Origin of the sequence: Pseudarthrobacter sp. fls2-241-R2A-168 (assembly GCF_030209335.1) — a bacterium.
Classification (GTDB): domain Bacteria; phylum Actinomycetota; class Actinomycetes; order Actinomycetales; family Micrococcaceae; genus Arthrobacter.
The window spans coordinates 159173-180167 of the sequence record NZ_JARVSG010000010.1 but is presented as its reverse complement, the minus strand read 5'-3'; the positions used below and the strand labels follow the sequence as shown (position 1 = coordinate 180167).

The 20995-nt window shown below is 63.6% G+C and carries 20 protein-coding genes; 18 read left to right on the top strand and 2 right to left on the bottom strand.

Annotated elements, in window-relative coordinates:
- Positions 1-10: 10 nt before the first annotated feature.
- The 4 genes from QRN11_RS07865 (at position 11) to sucD (ending at position 4351) form a co-directional block, all read left to right on the top strand.
- Complete coding sequence (locus QRN11_RS07865) at positions 11-1318, top strand: glycosyltransferase (protein WP_285250533.1); 1308 nt, start codon at positions 11-13, stop codon at positions 1316-1318.
- A 19-nt stretch (positions 1319-1337) separates the two neighbouring features.
- Positions 1338-2045, top strand: a complete 708-nt coding sequence (locus tag QRN11_RS07860; protein WP_285250532.1) for a hypothetical protein — start codon at positions 1338-1340, stop codon at positions 2043-2045.
- Positions 2046-2267: 222 nt separating this feature from the next.
- Complete coding sequence (gene sucC / locus QRN11_RS07855) at positions 2268-3437, top strand: ADP-forming succinate--CoA ligase subunit beta (protein ID WP_050056227.1); 1170 nt, start codon at positions 2268-2270, stop codon at positions 3435-3437.
- An 11-nt stretch (positions 3438-3448) separates the two neighbouring features.
- Positions 3449-4351 carry a succinate--CoA ligase subunit alpha gene (gene sucD, locus QRN11_RS07850; RefSeq protein WP_091417276.1) on the top strand — a complete coding sequence of 301 codons (903 nt, stop codon included), beginning with the start codon at positions 3449-3451 and terminating at the stop codon, positions 4349-4351.
- Positions 4352-4514: 163 nt separating this feature from the next.
- Here the strand turns inward: sucD and QRN11_RS07845 are convergent, their stop codons facing one another.
- Complete coding sequence (locus tag QRN11_RS07845) at positions 4515-5024, bottom strand: SRPBCC family protein (protein ID WP_285250585.1); 510 nt, start codon at positions 5022-5024, stop codon at positions 4515-4517.
- Positions 4966-5346, bottom strand: coding sequence for an ArsR/SmtB family transcription factor (locus QRN11_RS07840; protein ID WP_285250531.1), 381 nt, complete (start codon positions 5344-5346; stop codon positions 4966-4968). The genes QRN11_RS07845 and QRN11_RS07840 overlap by 59 nt, the downstream gene beginning before the upstream one ends.
- Before the next feature lie 152 nt (positions 5347-5498).
- Here QRN11_RS07840 and QRN11_RS07835 point away from each other — a divergent pair, with 152 nt between their 5' ends.
- The 14 genes from QRN11_RS07835 to QRN11_RS07770 all read left to right on the top strand — a co-directional run bounded on the left by QRN11_RS07835 (position 5499) and on the right by QRN11_RS07770 (position 20990).
- Positions 5499-5903 carry a tautomerase family protein gene (locus tag QRN11_RS07835; protein WP_285250530.1) on the top strand — a complete coding sequence of 135 codons (405 nt, stop codon included), beginning with the start codon at positions 5499-5501 and terminating at the stop codon, positions 5901-5903.
- Between the two features lie 191 nt (positions 5904-6094).
- On the top strand, positions 6095-7129 hold the full coding sequence (gene iolC / locus QRN11_RS07830; protein ID WP_285250529.1) for a 5-dehydro-2-deoxygluconokinase: 1035 nt from the start codon (positions 6095-6097) through the stop codon (positions 7127-7129).
- Positions 7126-8064: a Cgl0159 family (beta/alpha)8-fold protein gene (locus QRN11_RS07825; protein ID WP_285250528.1), complete on the top strand. Its 939-nt coding sequence runs from the start codon at positions 7126-7128 to the stop codon at positions 8062-8064. Before iolC ends, QRN11_RS07825 begins: the two co-directional genes overlap by 4 nt.
- A gap of 29 nt (positions 8065-8093) precedes the next feature.
- Positions 8094-10043 carry a 3D-(3,5/4)-trihydroxycyclohexane-1,2-dione acylhydrolase (decyclizing) gene (iolD, locus tag QRN11_RS07820; protein ID WP_502935020.1) on the top strand — a complete coding sequence of 650 codons (1950 nt, stop codon included), beginning with the start codon at positions 8094-8096 and terminating at the stop codon, positions 10041-10043.
- Positions 10044-10078: 35 nt separating this feature from the next.
- Entirely contained in the window at positions 10079-11593 is a 1515-nt protein-coding gene (locus QRN11_RS07815; protein ID WP_285250526.1) for a CoA-acylating methylmalonate-semialdehyde dehydrogenase, read from the top strand.
- 23 nt (positions 11594-11616) lie between these two features.
- Positions 11617-12528, top strand: a complete 912-nt coding sequence (locus QRN11_RS07810; protein WP_285250525.1) for a sugar phosphate isomerase/epimerase family protein — start codon at positions 11617-11619, stop codon at positions 12526-12528.
- A 31-nt stretch (positions 12529-12559) separates the two neighbouring features.
- Entirely contained in the window at positions 12560-13573 is a 1014-nt protein-coding gene (locus tag QRN11_RS07805; protein ID WP_285250524.1) for a Gfo/Idh/MocA family protein, read from the top strand.
- Positions 13574-13677: 104 nt separating this feature from the next.
- On the top strand, positions 13678-14553 hold the full coding sequence (locus QRN11_RS07800; protein ID WP_142059891.1) for a sugar phosphate isomerase/epimerase family protein: 876 nt from the start codon (positions 13678-13680) through the stop codon (positions 14551-14553).
- Positions 14550-15965, top strand: a complete 1416-nt coding sequence (locus tag QRN11_RS07795; RefSeq protein WP_091417302.1) for a sugar porter family MFS transporter — start codon at positions 14550-14552, stop codon at positions 15963-15965. The genes QRN11_RS07800 and QRN11_RS07795 overlap by 4 nt, the downstream gene beginning before the upstream one ends.
- Before the next feature lie 297 nt (positions 15966-16262).
- The gene (locus QRN11_RS07790) at positions 16263-17261 is read left to right on the top strand and encodes a substrate-binding domain-containing protein (RefSeq protein WP_170850696.1); all 999 of its coding nucleotides are present in this window, start codon (positions 16263-16265) and stop codon (positions 17259-17261) included.
- Positions 17262-17322: 61 nt separating this feature from the next.
- Entirely contained in the window at positions 17323-18366 is a 1044-nt protein-coding gene (locus QRN11_RS07785) for an ABC transporter permease (RefSeq protein WP_050056213.1), read from the top strand.
- A gap of 9 nt (positions 18367-18375) precedes the next feature.
- On the top strand, positions 18376-19311 hold the full coding sequence (locus QRN11_RS07780; RefSeq protein WP_091417309.1) for an ATP-binding cassette domain-containing protein: 936 nt from the start codon (positions 18376-18378) through the stop codon (positions 19309-19311).
- Positions 19312-19410: 99 nt separating this feature from the next.
- On the top strand, positions 19411-20409 hold the full coding sequence (locus QRN11_RS07775) for a Gfo/Idh/MocA family oxidoreductase (protein ID WP_285250523.1): 999 nt from the start codon (positions 19411-19413) through the stop codon (positions 20407-20409).
- Positions 20406-20990 carry a Gfo/Idh/MocA family protein gene (locus tag QRN11_RS07770; RefSeq protein ID WP_285250522.1) on the top strand — a complete coding sequence of 195 codons (585 nt, stop codon included), beginning with the start codon at positions 20406-20408 and terminating at the stop codon, positions 20988-20990. The genes QRN11_RS07775 and QRN11_RS07770 overlap by 4 nt, the downstream gene beginning before the upstream one ends.
- The last annotated feature ends 5 nt before the right edge of the window (positions 20991-20995 follow it).

Below are 20995 nucleotides of genomic sequence, written 5' to 3'. Positions count from 1 at the left end.
GGAGCGGGCCATGAACATTCTGTTCGCCAGCCAGGCAATCGACGGTCATTTCAACCCCATGACAGGGGTGGCAAAGGAGCTTCAAGAACGCGGCCACGATGTCCGGTGGTACACAGGCCCGGTCCTCGCCGGCAAGCTCCGCGAACTTGGGATTCCGCTGTTCCCTTTCAAGCGCGCCATCGAGCACCGCGCAGACAACCTCAGCGAGCTCTACCCGGAACGCGCCAAGCTGAAAGGGCCCCGCGCCATCGGCTTTGACGGGGAGAAAATCTTCGCCAGCAACATCAGCAACTTCTTCGAGGACATCCGGGAACTGGACCAGGCCTTCCCTTTTGATGTCCTGGTGGCAGACAGTTCCATGTTCATCCACCGGCTCGTCGTGCACCTGATGGGAAAGCGGGTGGTGGCCTTTGTTGCGATTCCCAATATGGAAAGCGATCCACTGGTGCCCCCGCTCTTTTTCGGTTTCCTCCCCGCGCGCAACGCCCGGGAAAAGGTCCTGCAGGCCGCGGCCGGGCTTCTTTCCGACAAGGTCATACTTCGCCCCGCCAGCCAAAGCTACCGACGGCAGCACGCGTTCTACGGCCAGGAGGTGCCCAAAAGAGGCCGGCTCACCGACGAGCCGTACCGCTGCTCGGACGCCGTCATCCAAACCGGCTCCAGGTCCCTCGATTTTCCGCGAAGAAAGGAAAACCCCAACGTCCACTACGTCGGGGCGCTCCTGCCCTACCGGCTAACGGATACGTCAGCCATGCAACTGGAGCCGCACATGGATCCGCAGGGTTCCGCCGGAACAGGTTTTGCCAGGACAGTAGTGGTCACCCAGGGCACGGTGGACAACCTGGACCCGAACAAACTCATCATTCCCGCAATAGAGGCACTGAAGGACACGGACACCATAGTGATGGTGGCGACGGCAGGCCGCGGAACGGCGGAACTCCGTGAACGCTATCCGCAAGCGAATATCCAGATCCACGACTACATCGACTTTGCCGCCGTCTTCGACCATACGGACGTCTTTGTCACCAACGGCGGGTTTGGCGGCGTACAGCTCGCACTTTCCAAGGGAGTCCCTCTGGTGGTGTCCGGGATCAACGAGGGAAAGAACGATGTCAACGCCAGGGTGGAGTACGCCGGAGCGGGCATCAACCTGCGGACGGACAACCCCTCGGCGGAGAGCATTGGCAAGGCCGTAAACAGCATTTTGGCCGATCCGGCATGGAAGGAACGGGCCCAGCAGATGGGCCGCGATTTTGGCTCCGACAATCCTGCCGAGGCTGCCGCCGAAGTGGTGGAAGCCGTCTTCAGCAACAGGTAAAGCACCGGCGTAAAGCATAATGGGGCGCATGCGACGGACTGTTCTGGGGATCTTCGCCGCCCTCATCCTGGCGGCGGCCACGGCCTGCACCATCACCACGCAGGATCCCGGCTACGTCCCTCCGCCCCCGCTGCGGCCTTTGGAACAGCTGGAACAGACCCCTTTGGTGGATGCCAAAGGCTTCTCCAACGGTGAAGGGGTTGTCTCCTTCATCACTGCAGACCGTACTGTTGCCTGTTCCCTGACCGCCGCCAGGGGAGAGCATGTGAATCTGCCCTACGAGCAAAACAACTTCAGTGATTCGGCCAACAACAAACTGGCGACGGTGCCCGTGGCACACTGCGAACTTGCCAGGTACCCCAAGCCAAAGGCCGAGGACGCCAATGACGACTGTGCCGGAACAAACCTGGGCTATCTGGGCGGCGTTGCCCTGCTCACGCCGGACAGCGCGCGGTACGGCGAATGCCGTTCCGGCGTCACAGAAATGGAGGCAACGTACGGTCCCGGAGGAAGCAAGACCGGCGACATAAGCGAACTGCAGGTGCTGGGGGAGGGGCAGAACCTCGAAGGGAACGGGCTGCGCTGTTCGGCCTACAACGGCGGGGTGGCGTGCGGAAACGTCTCCGCCGGCGTCGGATTCTTTGTTTCCCCGGACCATTACGAACTGATTTACAAGCCGGACGAGACTGCCTCCCCGGCCCCTCACGAGCCCTCAAAAACCCCGTAATTCCGCGGTTTTTCTACGCCCCATAGAATAGTGTCCTTACTCACATAAGCGGTACTCTGGGACGGGCCGGTCCCTCCAAAGGACTAGAGTTCCCAGTGGAGCATCACGCCGCGTGGCTCGTTTCCAACAGGCCGCCGGTGCGTGCAATTCCGCAGCCCGGTCATCGTCTTCGATGGTGTCCGACTGTACAGAAACTACTTCGACGTAGAAGGACACTAAACCGTGGACCTGTTTGAATACCAGGCGCGCGATATGTTCGAGGCGCACGGTGTACCCGTGCTTGCCGGCATCGTGGCGCACACCCCAGAAGAAGCAAAGGCAGCTGCCGAGAAGATCGGCGGCGTAACTGTCGTCAAAGCCCAGGTCAAGGTTGGCGGCCGCGGCAAGGCCGGCGGCGTCAAGGTCGCAAAGTCCGCTGACGAGGCACTTGAGCACGCCACCAACATCCTGGGCATGGACATCAAGGGCCACACCGTCAACAAGGTGATGATCGCCCAGGGTGCTGACATCGCCGAGGAATACTACTTCTCCGTCCTGCTGGACCGGGCCAACCGCAACTACCTGGCCATGTGCTCGGTTGAAGGCGGCATGGAAATCGAACAGCTCGCCGTCGAACGCCCCGAAGCGCTGGCCAAGATCGCCATCGACCCTGCCGTGGGCATCGACCAGGCCAAGGCAGACGAAATCGTCGCCGCCGCAGGCTTCGCTGAGGAACTCCGCGGCAAAGTCGCCGACGTGATCCTCAAGCTCTGGGACGTCTTCAAGAAGGAAGACGCCACCCTGGTGGAGGTCAACCCCCTCGTCAAGACCGGCGCCGGCGAGATCGTGGCACTGGACGGCAAGGTCTCCCTCGACGAGAACGCCGACTTCCGCCACGCCAAGCACGCCCTCCTTGAGGACAAGGACGCAGCTGACCCCCTTGAGGCCAAGGCAAAGGCGCAGGACCTCAACTACGTCAAGCTGGACGGCGAAGTAGGCATCATCGGCAACGGTGCAGGCCTGGTTATGTCCACCCTCGACGTCGTTGCCTACGCCGGCGAAAACCACGGCAACGTCAAGCCCGCAAACTTCCTGGACATCGGCGGCGGAGCCTCCGCTGAGGTCATGGCTGCAGGCCTGGACGTCATCCTCGGCGACGAGCAGGTCAAGTCCGTGTTCGTGAACGTCTTCGGCGGCATCACTGCCTGTGACGCGGTTGCCAAGGGCATCGTCGGCGCGCTCGCCGAGCTCGGCCACACTGCCAACAAGCCGCTGGTGGTCCGCCTCGACGGCAACAACGTCGAAGAAGGCCGCCGCATCCTGAACGAGGCCAACCACCCGCTGGTTACCCTGGCCGCCACCATGGACGAGGGCGCCGACAAGGCCGCCGAGCTCGCCAACGCAGCGAAGTAAAGGGACGCACCATGTCTATCTATCTGAACAAGGACTCCAAGGTCATCGTCCAGGGCATCACCGGCGGCGAAGGCACCAAGCACACCGCCCTGATGCTGAAGGCCGGCACTAACATCGTGGGCGGCGTCAACGCCCGCAAGGCCGGCACCACCGTCCTGCACGGCGACAACGAAATCAACGTCTACGGCACCGTCAAGGAAGCCATCGCCGAAACCGGCGCTGACGTATCCATCGTCTTCGTACCCCCGGCATTCACCAAGAACGCTGTTGTGGAAGCCATCGAAGCCGGCATCGGCCTCGTTGTGGTCATCACTGAAGGCGTGCCGGTCCAGGACTCCGCCGAATTCTGGGCCCTGGCCCAGTCCAAGCTGGACGCCGACGGCAACCAGGTTACCCGCATCATCGGCCCGAACTGCCCCGGCATCATCACCCCGGGCGAAGCCCTGGTGGGCATCACCCCGGCCAACATCACTGGCAAGGGCCCTATCGGCCTGGTCTCCAAGTCAGGCACTCTGACCTACCAGATGATGTACGAACTGCGCGACCTGGGCTTCTCCACCGCCATCGGCATCGGCGGCGACCCCGTCATCGGCACCACCCACATCGACGCCCTCGCCGCGTTTGAGGCTGACCCCGAGACCAAGGCGATCGTGATGATCGGCGAAATCGGCGGCGACGCCGAAGAGCGCGCAGCCGACTTCATCAAGGCCAACGTCACCAAGCCGGTCGTAGGCTACGTGGCAGGCTTCACCGCTCCCGAAGGCAAGACCATGGGCCACGCCGGCGCCATCGTCTCCGGTTCCGCCGGTACCGCACAGGCCAAGAAGGAAGCCCTCGAGGCTGCAGGCGTGAAGGTCGGCAAGACGCCGTCCGAGACCGCCAAGCTGCTGCGCGAAGTCTACGCAGCCCTCTAGAAGTTCCGTTTAGAACAACGCGGGGTCACTTAACGCCCGTTCCACACAGTGGGATGGGCGGGAAGTGACCCCGCGTTGCTGTTTAACGAGTTAGTTGTTGAAGTACGACGACGGCAGGTCACCTTTCCCGAAAAGGTGACCTGCCGTCGTCGTACTTTTTTGTTCAGACCTTGGCGCCGCTGAGCAGCTCTTCCAGCCGCTCGTAGCCTTCGCTCATGCCGCCCTCCATGCCGGACTGCGCCATGCCGTCGCGTGCCTCCTGGCTGGGGTAGACCGAATGGCCGCGCAGCCGCGTCCGGCCGTTGCCAAGGTCCTCGAACGTCATGAACTCCAGGCTGACCACATCCGGGTACCCGCCGAACTCAAAGGTCTGGATGGCGAACTCGTTCTCGCGGACGGTGTGGAAGATGCCCTTGAACTCGTAGGGCACGCCCTCGGGCCCGGTGTGCAGGTAGCTGTAGCTGCCGCCGGTGCGGAAATCGTAGTGGTCGATGTCCATTTTGTAGCCCCGGGGGCCCAGCCACTGGACGATCAGGTCCGGTTCCTTGTGGGCCCGGAACACGTCCGCGACCGGGAAATCAAACTCGCGCTCGTAATCGATGAAGGGGACGCCCTCAGGAACGCTGAGTTTCAGGGAATGATGACTCCTTGGGTTTGTCGCTGCGGGCCGCAGCTTTTGATCTAAGTACGGCGTCGAGGCTGCGGAACTGCCCTTCGCGGACCAGCCTGTACTGGTCGATCCAGGCGGTGAGGGCCTCAAGCCGTGCCGGGTTCAGGTGGACGGGCCGGCGCTGCGCATCCCTGGTCCGGGTCACCAGTTCCGCCTGCTCGAGCACCTGGATATGTTTCGAGACCGCCTGTTTGGAGATCGCGAACGGTTCTGCCAATTCATTAACAGTGGCCGGGCCCCGGCTGAGCCGGGCGATGATGCTCCGCCGCACGGGGTCGGCCAGGGCCATAAAGGCCGAGTCCAGTGCCGCGCTTTCGGAGATCATGACGGGCCTCTCTTAGTCAACCTTCTTGTTTATCAACCTCTCGGTTGTTTAACCGTACTCCTGGCAGGTCTGCGCTTCAAGACCCGTAGGCCTTGTCTTGAACTCGCAAGCTTTGTTAGTATGTCAGGACAAATTATTGAAGGAGAAGGTTGATGCCCCTCGTCCGTATTGATGTCAATGAAGGCCGTTCCGCCGAGGACCTGCAGCGGCTTAGCCGCGGGATCCACGATGCGATCCTTGCTGAGTACGGCATTCCGGAACGCGACTACTTCCACATCCTTACCGAGCACCCGCAGGGGCAAATTTTCGCCCAGGACGCTGGGCTGGGCTTCGAGCGGACCGGGGAAGTGGTGATGATCCAGATCTTTACCCAGGGCGGGCGTTCGCAGGAGGCGAAGCAGCGCCTCTTTGCCGCTGTTGCCGACAAGCTTGCCGGGGTGGGGGTGGCCGGTGAGGATGTGTTCATCGGTTACGTAGAAAACAGCGCCGGCGACTGGTCGTTCGGATTCGGCCGTGCGCAGTACGTCACCGGCGAGCTGTTGGTCCCCAAAAAGTAGCTCCTGCACCCCCTTCCTGCGGCCATGCTGCGAGGGGAAAGCATTGTTGTAAGTATGTCAGTACAAACCTTTGACAGGACATGCGATCTAGGGCAAAGTAGTGCCTGTGGCCCACACCACGGCCTGCCAGTCCAGGAACTCCTGCCGCTTCAAAGGATCCGAGTTCCACACCAGAAAGGTCCACGATCACCGTGACCCACGAGCTTCTTACGATCGGGCGCATCAGCGTTGATATCTACCCGAACGACATCGGGGTTGGCCTGGAGGATGTCAATTCCTTCGGCAAGTACCTGGGCGGTTCGCCGTCGAATGTTGCCGTTGCCGCCGCCCGCCACGGGCGCCGCACCGGGGTCATTACCCGTACCGGCGATGACCCTTTCGGTGAATACCTGCACCGTGAGCTGCGCAAGTTCAACGTCGATGACACCTATGTCACACCGGTCGAGGACTGGCCCACAGCGGTGACCTTCTGCGCGATCAAGCCGGCGACCGACGAGTTCCCGCTGTACTTCTACGGCCGCTTCCCCACTGCACCGGACCTGCAGATCAAGACCGGGGAACTGGACTTGGACGCCATCCGCGAATCCGGCATCTTCTGGTCCACCGTGACCGGGCTGTGCCAGGAGCCCAGCCGCAGCGCCCACATCGCCGCCCACGAGGCCCGCCCCCGCACCGGCCTGGCCGAGGGGCAGTTCACCATCCTGGACCTCGACTACCGGCCCATGTTCTGGGCTTCGGAAGGGGAGGCCCGTGCCGAGGTCGCCAGGATCCTTCCGCATGTCACCGTTGCTATCGGCAATGACAAGGAATGCGCCGTGGCCGTAGGTGAAGGCACCCCTGATGAGCAGGCAGACCGGCTCCTTGCAGCCGGCGTGGAGATCGCCGTCGTCAAGCTCGGCCCTGAAGGCGTGATGGCGAAGACCCGTTCCGAACGTGTGGTTTCCGCCCCTGTCCCCGTGGAGACCCTCAACGGCCTCGGTGCCGGTGACTCCTTCGGCGGCGCCTTCTGCCATGGGCTGCTCTCCGGTTGGCCGCTGGCCCAGGTCCTGGACTACGCCAACGCTGCGGGTGCTATCGTCGCCTCCCGTCTCTCGTGCGCCGACGCGATGCCGACGCCGGATGAGGTCATCTCGCTGCTGGCCGAACGTGGCCGCCCGGTTCACGGTGCCGGTGCTGCTGGTTCCGAGGCAAATGCCCAGCTTGCCGCCGAAGGAGCAGCACTGTGACACTCACCCCGATCGCCGCCAATCAGGCGCTCAATGACGATCCGCGCCGCTACGAGCACCTGAGTACCATCCGGCTCGAAGACCCCGACGCCGTGGCCCGCGCTGCGAAGTCCCGCCGCCGCCACCCCGGCCTCAAGGCGGGCCGGCAAGACTTCATCGTCGCCGCCGACCACCCCGCCCGCGGTGCCCTCGCCGTCGGCAGCGACCCGGTGGCAATGGCCGACCGGCGGCAGTTGCTGGACCGGTTGCAGATTGCGCTCGCCAACCCCGCCGTCGACGGAGTCCTGGCGTCCCCGGACATCATGGATGACTTGCTGCTGCTGGGTGCCCTTGACGGCAAGCTGGTGTTTGGTTCGATGAACCGCGGCGGCCTGTCCGGGCTGGTGAACGAGCTCGACGACCGTTTTACCGGCCACACCGCCGCAGCTCTTGAGGCCCTGCGTGCGGACGGCGGCAAAATGCTCACCCGCATCTGCCTGGGCGATCCGGACACCGTCGCCACCCTGGAGGCGACCGCGAAGGCCATTGATTCACTGGCGGAGCGGAAGCTGATCGCGATGGTGGAACCATTCCTGTCTGTCCGCGAGAACGGAAAGGTCCGCAACGACCTGTCCACCAACGCAGTGATCAAGTCCATCGCCATCGCCGAGGGCCTGGGCTCCACCAGTGCCTACACCTGGATGAAGCTTCCCGTGGTGGCCGACATGGAACGTGTCATGGCTGCTACCACCATGCCCACCGTTCTGCTGGGCGGGGACCCGGACGGCAGCCAGGACGAAATCTTCGCCACCTGGCAGTCCGCACTGGCGCTGCCCGGCGTCCAGGGCCTCACCGTGGGCCGCACCCTGCTCTATCCTGCCGACGGGGATGTCGCAGGCGCCGTTGCCAGCGCCGCCTCGCTCCTGCACCACACCACCGAAATCACGGAGAACTAGCAATGGGCACAACAACAGGAACGCGCAGAATGACGGTGGCCCAGGCCGTCGTCGAGTACCTCTCCAAGCAGTACACCGTGGACTCGGTCAACGGCGTTGACTACCGCGAGCGGCTCATTCCCGGCACGTTCGGTATTTTTGGACACGGCAACGTTGCAGGCGTTGGCCAGGCGTTGAAGCAGTACCAGCAGCTGGATCCGGCCATCATGCCGTACTACCAGGGCCGGAACGAGCAGGCCCAGGTCCACCAGGCCGTGGGATACGCCCGGCACACCCGCCGCCGGCAGACCTACGCGGTCAGCACCTCGATCGGCCCGGGCTCATCGAACCTGCTGACCGGTGCCGCGCTTGCCACCACCAACCGGCTTCCGGTGCTGCTGCTGCCCAGTGACACTTTCGCCACCCGTGCCGCTGACCCGGTGCTCCAGCAACTGGAACAGCCCTACGCCTACGACATCACCGTCAACGACGCGTTCCGGCCGCTGTCCAAGTTCTTCGACCGGGTCAACCGGCCCGAGCAGCTGTTCTCGGCATTCCACCACGGCCTGCGCGTCCTGACGGACCCGGCCGAGACCGGTGCCGTCACCATCTCGCTGCCGCAGGACGTCCAGGCCGAGGCGTTCGACGTTCCCGAGGAATTCCTGGCCGAACGGGAGTGGCGGATCCGCCGCCCGGACGCGGACGACGACGACATCGCCCGCGCCGCCGCTGCCATCCGTGCCGCGAAGCGGCCGCTGATCATTGCCGGCGGCGGCGTCCTGTACGCCTACGCCAATGACGAACTGGCGAAGTTCGTGGAACTGACCGGCATCCCGGTGGGGAACACCCAGGCCGGCGTCGGTGTCCTGCCCTGGGACCACAAGTTCTCCCTCGGAGCCATCGGCTCCACCGGCACGACGGCGGCTAACGCCATCGCAGCCGAGGCGGACCTGATCATCGGCATCGGCACCCGGTACGAGGACTTCACCACCGCGTCGCGGACCGCGTTCCAGAACCCGGACGTGAAGTTCATCAATATCAACGTGGCTGCGATCGATGCGTACAAGCACGGCACCACGCTCCCGATCGTGGCCGACGCCCGCAAGGCACTGGTGAAGCTCAACGCAGCGCTGGGCGGCTACCGTGTGGGTGCCGACCTGGAGCAGAAAATCGCTTCCGAGAAGGAGCGCTGGGACGCCACCGTGGATGCCGCTTTCGATACCCGCTACACGCCCCTGCCGGCACAGAACGAGATCATCGGCGCCACCAACCGGGCCATGGACGCCCGCGACGTGGTGATCTGCGCGGCCGGGTCCCTGCCCGGTGACCTGCACAAGATGTGGCGGGTCCGGGATCCGTTCGGCTACCACGTCGAATATGCCTACTCCTGCATGGGCTACGAAATCCCCGGCGGCCTGGGCGTCAAGCGAGCGGCACTGGCCGAAGCGGCAAGTACGACGGCGGCAGGCACGCCGGGCGCGGAGGTCCGGGACGTCGTCGTGATGGTAGGGGACGGCTCCTACCTGATGATGCACACCGAACTGGTCACCGCCGTCGCCGAACGCATCAAGCTGATTGTGGTCCTGATCCAGAACCACGGCTACGCCTCCATTGGTTCGCTCTCCGAGATGCTCGGCTCGCAGCGGTTCGGTACCCAGTACCGGGCCCTGAACGAGGAACAGCACAGCTTTGACGACGGCGAGACCCTCCCCGTTGACCTTGCCCTGAACGCCGAGTCGCTGGGTGTAAAGGTGATCCGGATCGAACCGGGCGAGAAGGTCATCGCCGAACTCGAGCAGGCCATCCGCGATGCTAAAGCCGCCCCCGAACGCGGCGGCCCCATCCTGATCCACGTCGAGTCCGATCCGCTCCTGGACGCACCGTCCTCCGAGTCCTGGTGGGACGTCCCCGTCTCCCAGGTCTCCGAACTGGAATCCACCCAACAGGCCTTCCAGACGTACACCGACCACAAGAACCGCCAGCGCAAACTGCTTGGCTGACACCCCCTCCTGACCCACTCAAGGAAGAGTCCTTCATGACTGCCACGACCACTGAGACCACCGTCATCAACCACTTCATCAACGGCGCCGAAACCGCAGGCGAGGGTGACCGCACCACCCCGGTCTACAACCCGGCCACCGGTGCCGTGTCCGCCACCCTGCGCCTGGCAAACCGTGCCGACCTGGAGGCCACTGTCGCGGCCGCCCGCAAGGCCGCCGACTCCTGGGGGGACATCTCCCTGGCGAAGCGCACCGCGGTCCTGTTCAAGTTCCGTGAGCTCGTCGCCGCCCACGTCGAGGAGCTGGCGCAGCTGGTCACCGCCGAGCACGGCAAGGTCATCTCCGACGCCAAGGGCGAGATCGGCCGCGGCCTGGAAGTCATCGAATATGCCTGCGGCATCCCCACCCTGCTCAAGGGTGACTACTCCGACCAGGTCTCCACCGGCATCGACGTGTTCAACTTCCGCGAACCCCTCGGCGTGGTGGCCGGTATCACGCCGTTCAACTTCCCCGTGATGGTGCCGCTGTGGATGGCTCCGATGGCCATCGCCACCGGCAACGCCTTCATCCTCAAGCCCTCCGAACGCGACCCGTCCGCCTCACTGCTGCTGGCCAAGCTCTGGAAGCAGGCCGGCCTGCCCGACGGCGTGTTCCAGGTCCTGCACGGCGACAAGGAAACCGTCGATGGCCTGCTGACCCACCCGAATGTGGATGGCATCTCCTTCGTCGGTTCCACTCCGATCGCCCAGTACGTCCACGAAACTGCCACCAGGCACGGCAAGCGCGTCCAGGCCCTGGGCGGGGCAAAGAACCACGCCATCGTGATGCCCGACGCCGACCTGGACAACGCAGCCGACCACCTGGCCGCCGCCGCTTTCGGCTCCGCCGGCGAACGCTGCATGGCCATCTCAGTCGCCGTCGCCGTCGGGGACGCCGCCGACCTCATTGTCAAGAAGGTCGAAGAACGGGCCCTCGCGGTGAAGGTCAACAACGGCACCGCCCCCGACGCCGAAATGGGCCCGGTCATCACCCCCGCCTCCAAGGAACGCATCGTCAGGATCGTCACCGAAGCCGAACAGGCCGGCGCCGCGATGGTAGTGGACGGCCGCGACCTGGTGGTTCCCGGCCACGAAGACGGCTTCTGGGTGGGCCCCACCGTCATCGACCACGTCAAGACCGAAATGACCGCCTACACCGAGGAAATCTTTGGGCCGGTCCTCGTGGTGGTCCGCGTCGACACCCTCGAAGACGGCATTAAGCTCATCAACGCCAACCCCTATGGCAACGGCACCGCCATCTTCACGTCCTCCGGCGCGGCCGCCCGGAAGTTCCAGCGCTCCGTCACTGTGGGCATGATCGGCATCAACGTGCCCCTGCCCGTCCCGGTGGCCTACCACTCCTTCGGCGGCTGGAAGGCGTCCCTCTTCGGCGACAAGCACATCTACGGTCCCGAAGGCGTATCCTTCTACACCCGCGGCAAGGTCATCACGTCCCGCTGGCCCGAAACCCACCACGCCTCCGGCGCCTCGTACAACTTCCCCTCCAACTGACACCAGAGAGAGACAACGCTGTCATGACTGAGAACAAGCTGATCATCGGCACTGCCCCGGACTCCTGGGGCGTCTGGTTCCCGGATGACCCCAAGCAGACCCCCTGGGAACGCTTCCTGGACGAAGTGGCCGAGTCCGGCTACAAGTGGATTGAACTGGGCCCATACGGTTACCTCCCAACGGATCCCACCCGCCTGGCGGAAGAGCTCAAGGCCCGCGATCTGCAGATCTCGGCCGGGACCGTGTTCACCGCCTTCCACCGCGGCCTGGACCAGTGGGAAACGGCCTGGGAGCCAGCCCGCAAGGTTGCCGAACTGACGGCCGCAATGGGCGGCGAGCACATCGTGGTCATTCCGGCCATGTGGCGCGACGACGTTACCGGCGAAGCCGTGGAAAGCGGCACGCTCAGCGACAAGGCCTGGAGCGACCTGTTCACCGGACACAACCGGCTGGGTAAAACCCTGCTGGAGGACTTCGGCCTGAAGCAGCAGTTCCACTCCCACGCCGACTCGCATGTGGGCGCGCAGGAGGACATTGAAACGCTGCTCGGCGCAACGGACCCGCAATACCTGAACCTGTGCCTGGACACCGGCCACGCTGAATACTGCGGCGCCTCAAGCCTGGAACTGATCAAGAACTACCCGGACCGGATCGGCTACCTGCACCTGAAGCAGATCAACCCGGAGATTCTGAAAAGGGTCAACGAGGAAAACATGACCTGGGCTGCCGCCAACCTGGCCGGCGTGATGACCGAACCGCCGAACGGGCTGCCGGACCTTCGCGCGGTTATCGAGGCCGTGGAAGCATTGAACCGCCCCATCTTCGGCATTGTGGAGCAGGACATGTATCCCGTCGCCTTCGACGTGCCCATGCCCATCGCCAAGCGCACGCGCAACTACCTGCTGTCCTGCGGTTCCCGCACCGTCGTCAGCTAACCCCGCCACAGACACCAAAAGGACGAAAACAATGACTGAAAACCTTCGCGTCGCCGTCATCGGCGCAGGCCGCATGGGTGCCGACCACATCCAGCGCCTCCACAAGCGCATTCACGGAGCTGAAGTTGCCGCCGTCGTAGACGTTGACCTGGCCCGTGCGCAAGCCGCCATCGAAGGCATCCCGGGTGCCGTGGCCCTGGCCGATGCTGACGAGGCCCTGAACAACGGCGACGTTAACGCGGTCCTCATTGCCACGCCCGGCTTCCTGCACGAGGACATCCTGCTCAAGGCGATCGCCAAAGACATCCCGATCCTTTGCGAAAAGCCCCTGACCCCCGATGCCGAATCCTCCTGGAAGATTGTCCAGGCTGAGGTTGAGCTGGGCCACAAGCGCATCCAGGTCGGGTTCATGCGCCGCTTCGACGCCGAATACGCGTCGCTGGGCAAGATCATCCGTGACCACGAACTGGGCGAACTGCTGATGCTGCACCACCAGCACCGCAACCCGAGCACGCCTGAGGGCTTCACGAATGAGATGCTCATCAACGACTCCGTGGTCCACGAGTTCGACGCCATCCGCTTCTTCACCGGCGAGGAGATCACTTCCGTGCAGGTCCGGTTGGGCAAGGCCACGAAGAACGCGCCCTCCGGCCAGCACGACCCCCAGCACGTCCTGCTCGAGACCGAGTCCGGTGTCCTGGCCGACGTGGAAATCTACGTCAACGCCAAATTCGGCTACGAGGTGGCCACCCAGGCCTCCTTCGAAGAGGGCATCATCAGCATCGGCGGCGACAAGGGACCCTACACCCGCAGCGCCGGCCGTTGGGGCGGCAACGTCACTCCCGGCTTCGAGGAGCGCTTCGGCGCCGCCTACGACGTCGAGATCCAGTCCTGGGTGGACGCGGCACTGAAGGGCGAAATCGGCGGGCCCTCCGCTTGGGACGGATACGCCACGGCAGCCTGCTGCGAAGCCGGCGTCGAAGCCCAGAAGAACGGCGAAAAGGTGACGGTCAAGCTCTCGGCAAAGCCCGACCTTTACAGATAGCCCCTAGGAGCTTTTGTCCGGATATGCAGACTTCCAGGCCCTTTAGCCCTGCATACCTGGACAAGAACTCCCACCCTTGACTGATCCACAATGGAGTGTTTTTCGTGAAAATCGCACTTGACCCCACACCGTTCCACCACTCGCACAGCCTGCTCGAGTTCCCCAAGGTGGTTGCGGACCTCGGATACAAGTACATGCAGATGACCCCGCACGCGGACCTCATCCCCTTCTACAACCACCCCAAAGCGGACGACGAACTGGTGGGCCAACTGAACAAGGCCTGCCGGGATGCGGGGATCGAAATCGCATCCGTCCTTCCGGTGCTCCGCTGGTCCGGGCCGGACGAGGACGCCCGCGAGGCCGCAGTCCGTTACTGGAAGCGTGCCATCCAGATCACGGTGGACCTGGGCGTCAGCACCATGAACACCGAGTTCAGCGGCCGGCCCGAGAAGGCGGAGGAGTCCGAGCGCGCCTTCTACCGTTCCATGGAGGAACTGCTGCCCATCATCGAACGCGAGGGCATCGACCTCCTCATAGACCCCCACCCTGACGACTTTGTCGAGGAAGGCCTCGCCGCCATCCGCGTGATCCGCGGGCTGAACTCAAAGAACGTAGGCATGGTCTACGTGGCATCGCACAGCTTCCACATGAAGAACTCCCCGTTGGACATCATGCGGGCAGCGGGGGACAAGCTGCGCCTGGTCCACGTGGCGGACACCATGAACCACCACGCCTCGCACGGATTGCGCTACATCACCAACCCGCCGGGCAACCCCGTCCGCGTCCACCAGCACCTGAAAATCGGCGACGGCGACGTGAACTGGGACGAGTTCTTCGGCGGCCTTAAGGAGATCGGCTTCCTGGACCGGGACAACACTGTGATGGTGTCCAGCGTCTTCGCCGAGGATGAAAATGCCGAGGACGTTTCGCGGTACCAGCTGGACGCCATGAAGCAGTACGTGCAGAAGGTCAGCCTATGAGTGGCCCTGCTCCGGCCTCCATCCAGACGGGGCAGCCCGCGAACCACAAACGGGCACTGCGCACTGTAACCATCGTCTCCACCTTCGGCGGGCTGCTCTTCGGTTACGACACCGGCGTGATCAACGGTGCGCTGCCGTACATGCAGGAAGACCTGGGGCTCACGCCGCTGACCGAAGGCCTGGTCACTTCTTCCCTGCTGTTCGGCGCCGCTTTCGGCGCCTTGTTCGGGGGACGCCTGGCGGACCGGAACGGGCGCCGGAAGATGATCATGGTCCTGGCGGTCATCTTCCTCGTCGGCACCCTGGCATGTACTTTCGCGCCAAGCACCGAAGTGATGATCGCGGCCCGCTTCGTGCTGGGCCTGGCGGTGGGCGGCGCGTCCGTGACCGTCCCCGTGTACCTGGCCGAGGTCTCGCCCAGCGCGCGGCGCGGACGGATCGTCACGCAAAACGAACTGATGATCGTCACCGGGCAGCTGCTGGCCTTCATCTTCAACGCCTACCTTGGCAACACCTTTGGCGAAGCCGGCGGCATCTGGCGCTGGATGCTGGTGATCGCCACCCTCCCCGCCATCGCGCTGTGGATCGGGATGAACTTTATGCCCGAGAGCCCCCGCTGGCTCGCCTCGATGGGCAGTTTCGGCGAAACGCTCAGCGTCCTGCAACGCATCCGTTCCCAAGCTGATGCCCGGGCGGAATTCGAAGAAGTCAAGGCCATGGCCGTGGAGGACTACAAGTCCAAGATGGGTTCCTGGAAGGACCTGGGCATCCCGTGGCTCCGCAGGATTTTCGTGGTGGGCCTGGGCCTGGCAGTGATCCAACAGATCACCGGCGTGAACTCCATCATGTACTACGGCACCCAGATCCTGTCCCAGTCCGGCTTTGGCCGGGAGGCGGCACTGACCGCCAACATTGCCAACGGAGTGATCTCGGTGCTCGCCACGTTTGTGGGTATCTGGCTGCTGGGCAAGGTGGGGCGCCGCCGGATGCTGATCACCGGACAGGTGGGCACGACGTCGGCCCTGCTGCTGATTGGGCTCTTCTCGCTGATCCTGCCGGAAGGTTCCGTCCGCGGTTTCGTTATCCTGTCGCTGACCGTCACGTTCCTGGCGTTCCAGCAGGGGGCCATTTCGCCGGTCACCTGGCTGATGCTCTCCGAGATCTTTCCCTTGAAGATCCGTGGCCTGGGTATGGGCGCTTCCGCCTTCCTGCTCTGGATCGTCAATTTCCTGATTGGGTTCGGCTTCCCGCAGCTCCTGGCCGCCATCGGCATCTCCAATACGTTCTTCGTGTTTGCAGTGCTGGGGGTGGGCGCCATCGCGTTTGCCGCGAAATACGTGCCGGAAACCAAGGACAAGAGCCTCGAAGACCTGGAGCACTACTTTAAGAACGCGGCAGCCGGGAAAGCATAGTCTGCCCGTGGAGCCAGCCTGTGGGCCCCACTTCGGTCAGCACTAATTGAGGGCTAATGCCCCGTTGAGATTGTCTCAACGGGGCATTTCCTGTGTTCGGGGGGAATAGCCGAAGCACCTCGTTCCCACGATCAGCGGGCCGCGAGGCGCAGGACTGAAACTTGCTTACGTAAGAACATGCTAATGACAGGACAAAGTATTGACTTTTGTGAGTGGGGTCACCATGATCTAGGAGAAGGCATTCGGCAGTGCGTAACGAAACGCGCGGAACAGCCCGAAAATCAAAGGAGATTTATCGTGAAGAAGTTTTCCTGGCGGAAGGCGGCGCTCGTAGCAGCCGTTGTCCCCATGATGGCCTTGAGCGCCTGCTCCAGCACAGGCGGCAAGACCGAGCAGGGCGGTACTTCCGGCGGGGGGCAGGTTGCAACCACTGCGCGGATGAAGATTGCGCTTGTCACCCACGCGGCTCCGGGCGACACCTTCTGGGACATCCTGCGCAAGGGTGCCGAGGAAGCAGCAGCAAAAGACAATGTGGAGCTGCTCTACACCTCCGACCCGGAAGGCGGACGCCAGTCGCAGCTGATCCAGCAAGCCATTGACCAGAAGGTTGACGGGATTGCGGTGACCCTGGCCAAGCCGGATGCCCTCAAGGACGTGCTGAAGAAGGCGACGGAAGCGGGAATCCCCGTGGTGAGCCTCAACTCCGGCGCCGACGTCTGGCAGGGCCTGGGTGCGTTCACCCACTTCGGTTCAGACGAGAACCTTGCGGGTGCGGCCGTAGGCGAGAAGCTGACGTCCATGGGCGTAAAACGGCCCATCTGCGTCATCATGGAGCAGGGAAACGTTGCCCTTGACTCCCGCTGTGCAGGCGTCAAGTCCAAGATTCCCGCCACGGAGAACCTCTTCGTGCAGGGCACGGACATGACGCAGGTTTCCTCGACCGTCACCGCCAAGCTGCAGGCTACGCCCGAAGCTGACGCCATCATCGGGCTGGGGGCACCGTTCACCCTGACCATCAACAAAGCGGTGCAGTCACTGAACCTGCAGGACAAGGTCAAAGTGGCCTCATTCGACATGAATGGTGAACTGGCCCAGGCAATTATCGACGGCAAGGTGGCCTTCACCGTGGACCAGCAGCCGTGGCTGCAGGGCTATGGCGCAATCGATGCCCTCTGGCAGGCCAAGCGCGCAGGCATCCACGTCGGTGGCGGGCAGCCCGTGCTGACCGGCCCCTCGATCGTCGACAAGACTGCCGCTCCCGATGTCCTCAAGTTCGCCCAGGAAGGCGTCCGCTAAGGACGCCGCTGCAGGTTCCGGGGCCTGGCCCCGGAACCTGCACCAAGCAGGAGAAACCCACATGACTCAAGTAGCGGTACAACTCAAGCCGGTGGACGAACGAATCGCCCGGCAGAACCCCTTCCAGAAACTTCTCGGCAGGCCCGAGGTAGGTGCCCTGGTGGGCGCCATTGTCCTCTTTATCTTCTTCGCCTCCGTATCCCAGACGTTTATCCAGCCGGCCTCCTTCGCCACCGTCCTGTACGGCAGCTCGACCATCGGAATCATGGCCGTAGGGGTGTCGCTGCTGATGATCGGCGGCGAGTTCGATCTCTCCACCGGTGTTGCCGTCATCAGTTCGGCACTGACTGCCTCCATGTTCAGCTGGTACTTCAGCATGAACGTGTGGGTAGGCGTGGTGCTTGCCCTGCTCGTATCGCTCGGCATCGGATTCATCAACGGCTGGATCCTGATGAAGACCAAGTTGCCCAGCTTCATCGTCACGCTGGCGACCTTCCTGATGCTGACAGGCCTGAACCTGGGCCTGACCCGCATGATCGGCGGCGGTGTCTCTTCGCCGTCAATTTCGAACATGGACGGGTACAAGTCGGCCCAGGCGGTCTTTTCCTCCTCCGTCACCATCGGCGGTGTGGCGGTAAACAACACCGTCTTCATCTGGATCGCCCTGGTGGCCGTGGCCTCGTGGGTCCTGCTGCGGACCAAGGTGGGCAACTGGATCTTCGCCGTGGGCGGTGACGCCAATGCGGCCCGCGCTGTGGGCGTTCCCGTCAAGGCAACCAAGATCGGACTCTTTATGGCCGTCGGCTTCTGCGGCTGGGTGCTGGGCATGCACAACCTGTTCGCTTTCGACGCGGTCCAGTCCGGCGAAGGCGTGGGCAATGAATTCCTCTACATCATCGCCGCCGTCATCGGAGGATGCCTCCTGACGGGCGGCTACGGATCAGCCGTTGGCGGAGCAATTGGCGCCTTCATTTTCGGTATGGCCAACAAGGGCATTGTGTACGCACAGTGGAACCCGGACTGGTTCAAGTTCTTCCTTGGCCTCATGCTGCTGCTGGCCACCATCGTCAACCTCATCGTCAAGCGCCGTGCGGAACTGAAGTAAGGGCCGGAAATGAACAGCGAAGCGATCGACCAACAAACCCTGCTCAAGAATGAAAAGGACCCGCTGACCCACACACCTGTGCACCTGCTCTCCCTCGAAGGGGTGGGCAAGCACTACGGAAACATCGTGGCGCTGCGGGATGTCACCATGGCAGTGGACAACGGACGCGTCACCTGCGTCCTTGGCGACAACGGGGCAGGCAAGTCCACCCTGATCAAGATCATCGCCGGCCTCCACCAGCACGACGAAGGCACGCTGAACATCATGGGCGAGGAACGGAAATTCAATTCCCCCCGCGATGCACTCGACGCCGGAATCGCCACCGTTTACCAGGACCTGGCCGTGGTCCCGTTGATGCCCATCTGGCGGAACTTCTTCCTCGGTTCCGAGCTCACCAGCGGCTTCGGTCCCTTTAAGAGCATGGATGTCCAGAAGATGAAGGACATCACCAAAAAAGAACTCGCCGAAATGGGGATCGACCTTCGGGACGTGGAACAGCCTATCGGCCAGCTCTCGGGCGGCGAACGCCAATGCGTCGCGATCGCACGGGCCGTGTACTTCGGCGCCAAGGTCCTCATTCTGGACGAGCCGACGGCGGCCCTCGGGGTCAAGCAGTCAGGGGTGGTGTTGCGTTACATCCTGCAGGCCAGGGACCGCGGACTCGGGGTCATCTTCATCACCCACAACCCGCACCACGCGTTCCCTGTCGGGGACCGGTTCCTCCTGCTCAAGCGCGGCAAGTCCATCGGCTACTACGACAAAAAGGACATTTCCCTGGACGAGCTCACGGCCCAGATGGCCGGCGGTGCCGAGCTGGCAGAACTGGCCCATGAACTGGAGCAGCTCGGCGGACACAGCGATGTGATCAAGGAGGTTCAGGCCGAGGTGGCCGATGTTGCCTACAGCGCAGAAACGCCAGGGAACAGCAGCCCGCGGCACGTGTAGCAGGGCGGTGCAGCAGGACCGGGACGGACCCGCCCGAAAGACGGGCCGGCCCGGCCGCCTGCCGCGGCGAAACAAACGAACAGCAGACGGGAAGACAGCATGCCGATCCGGGTTGGCGTTATCGGCGCCGGTGTTATGGGCGCAGACCACATCAAAAACCTCTCCACCACTATCAGCGGGGCTGAAGTCACTTTCGTGGCAGACCTCGACGGCGTCCGCGCCGCTGCTGCAGCGCCACCCTCGGCCCGCACCACCACGGACCCTTCCGAACTGATCAACTCCAGCGAGGTTGACGCCGTCGTTGTTGCCTCGCACGACTCCACCCACGCCGGCCTGGTGCTGGAGTGCTTCGAAGCCATGACGCCGGTGCTGTGCGAAAAGCCGCTGGCACCTACCCTGCTTGAAAGCCGTGAGGTGGTGGCAGCCGACGCCGACATCGTCGCGGCAACCGGGGCGTCGCTGCTGTCGCTGGGCTTCATGCGGCGCTTTGACCCTGGCTATGCCGCCCTCCGGGGTGCAGTCCAGGACCGCATCCAGGGCGAGCCGCTGATGATCCATTGCACCAGCCGTAATGCCACCGCAGGCCCGGGGTCAACCGCGGAATCCGCCGTCACCAACTCTGCCATCCACGAACTGGACATCATTCCGTGGTTGCTCGGCTCGCCCATTACAGAAGTCTCCTGGCAGGCAGCCAGGACCACGCGCCACGCTGAAGGCGGACTGCAGGACCCCGCGTTTATGCTGCTCCGCACCGCCGACGGTACCTTGGCCACGCTGGAACTGTTCCTGAACGCGCAGTATGGCTACACGACCCGTTGCGAAGTTGTTTCCGAACGCGGAGTCACCGGGCTAAGGGACCCTGCCCTCTTAGGCATGGAAGAGGACGGCGCCCGGCGCACCGCCGTGCCCGCAGACTGGCGCCCCCGCTTTGCGGATGCCTACAGGCTGCAGCTGCAGGCCTGGGTCACGGCACTCCGCCATGGCGACCAGCCACCCCTGGCCGGTGCGATGGACGGTCTGCACGCCTCGCTGGTGGCACACGCGATGGTCCAATCGATGCACAGCGATGGTGCCTTCACCAAGGTCAACTACTCGTGAGCAGCCTGACGCTGCCGATGTCCAGCATCCCTGATTCACGCGATGCCCCCGTGCTGCGCTGGGGAATCCTGGGGCCCGGCTGGATCGCGCAACGCTTCACTGAATCCGTCCAGGCCCACACCGGCCAGGTGATCGCCGCCGTCGGGTCCCGTTCATTCGATCGTTCCAAGGCGTTCGCCGAGTCCTTCGGCATCCCCGCAGCCTTCGGCAACTATGAGGAACTGGTGGCCGATCCGGGCATCGATATCGTCTACGTGTGTACGCCCCACACCGCCCACCACGCGGCGGCGGTCCTGGCCATCGGCGCCGGCAAGCATGTGCTGATCGAGAAGCCCCTCGCGCTCAACGCGGAGCAGGCGCGCGACATTGCCAGGCGCGCTGAAACTGCGGGAGTTTTCGCCGCCGAGGCCATGTGGAGCTTCTTCCTGCCAAAGTTCGATGTGATCCGGCAGGTCCTGGATGCCGGAACACTGGGCACGATTACCACGGTGCTTGCGGAATACGGCGAACACTTTGAACCCGCCCACCGCATCTTCGATCCGGCCTTGGCTGGTGGCCCATTACTGGACCTGGGTACGTGACCGCT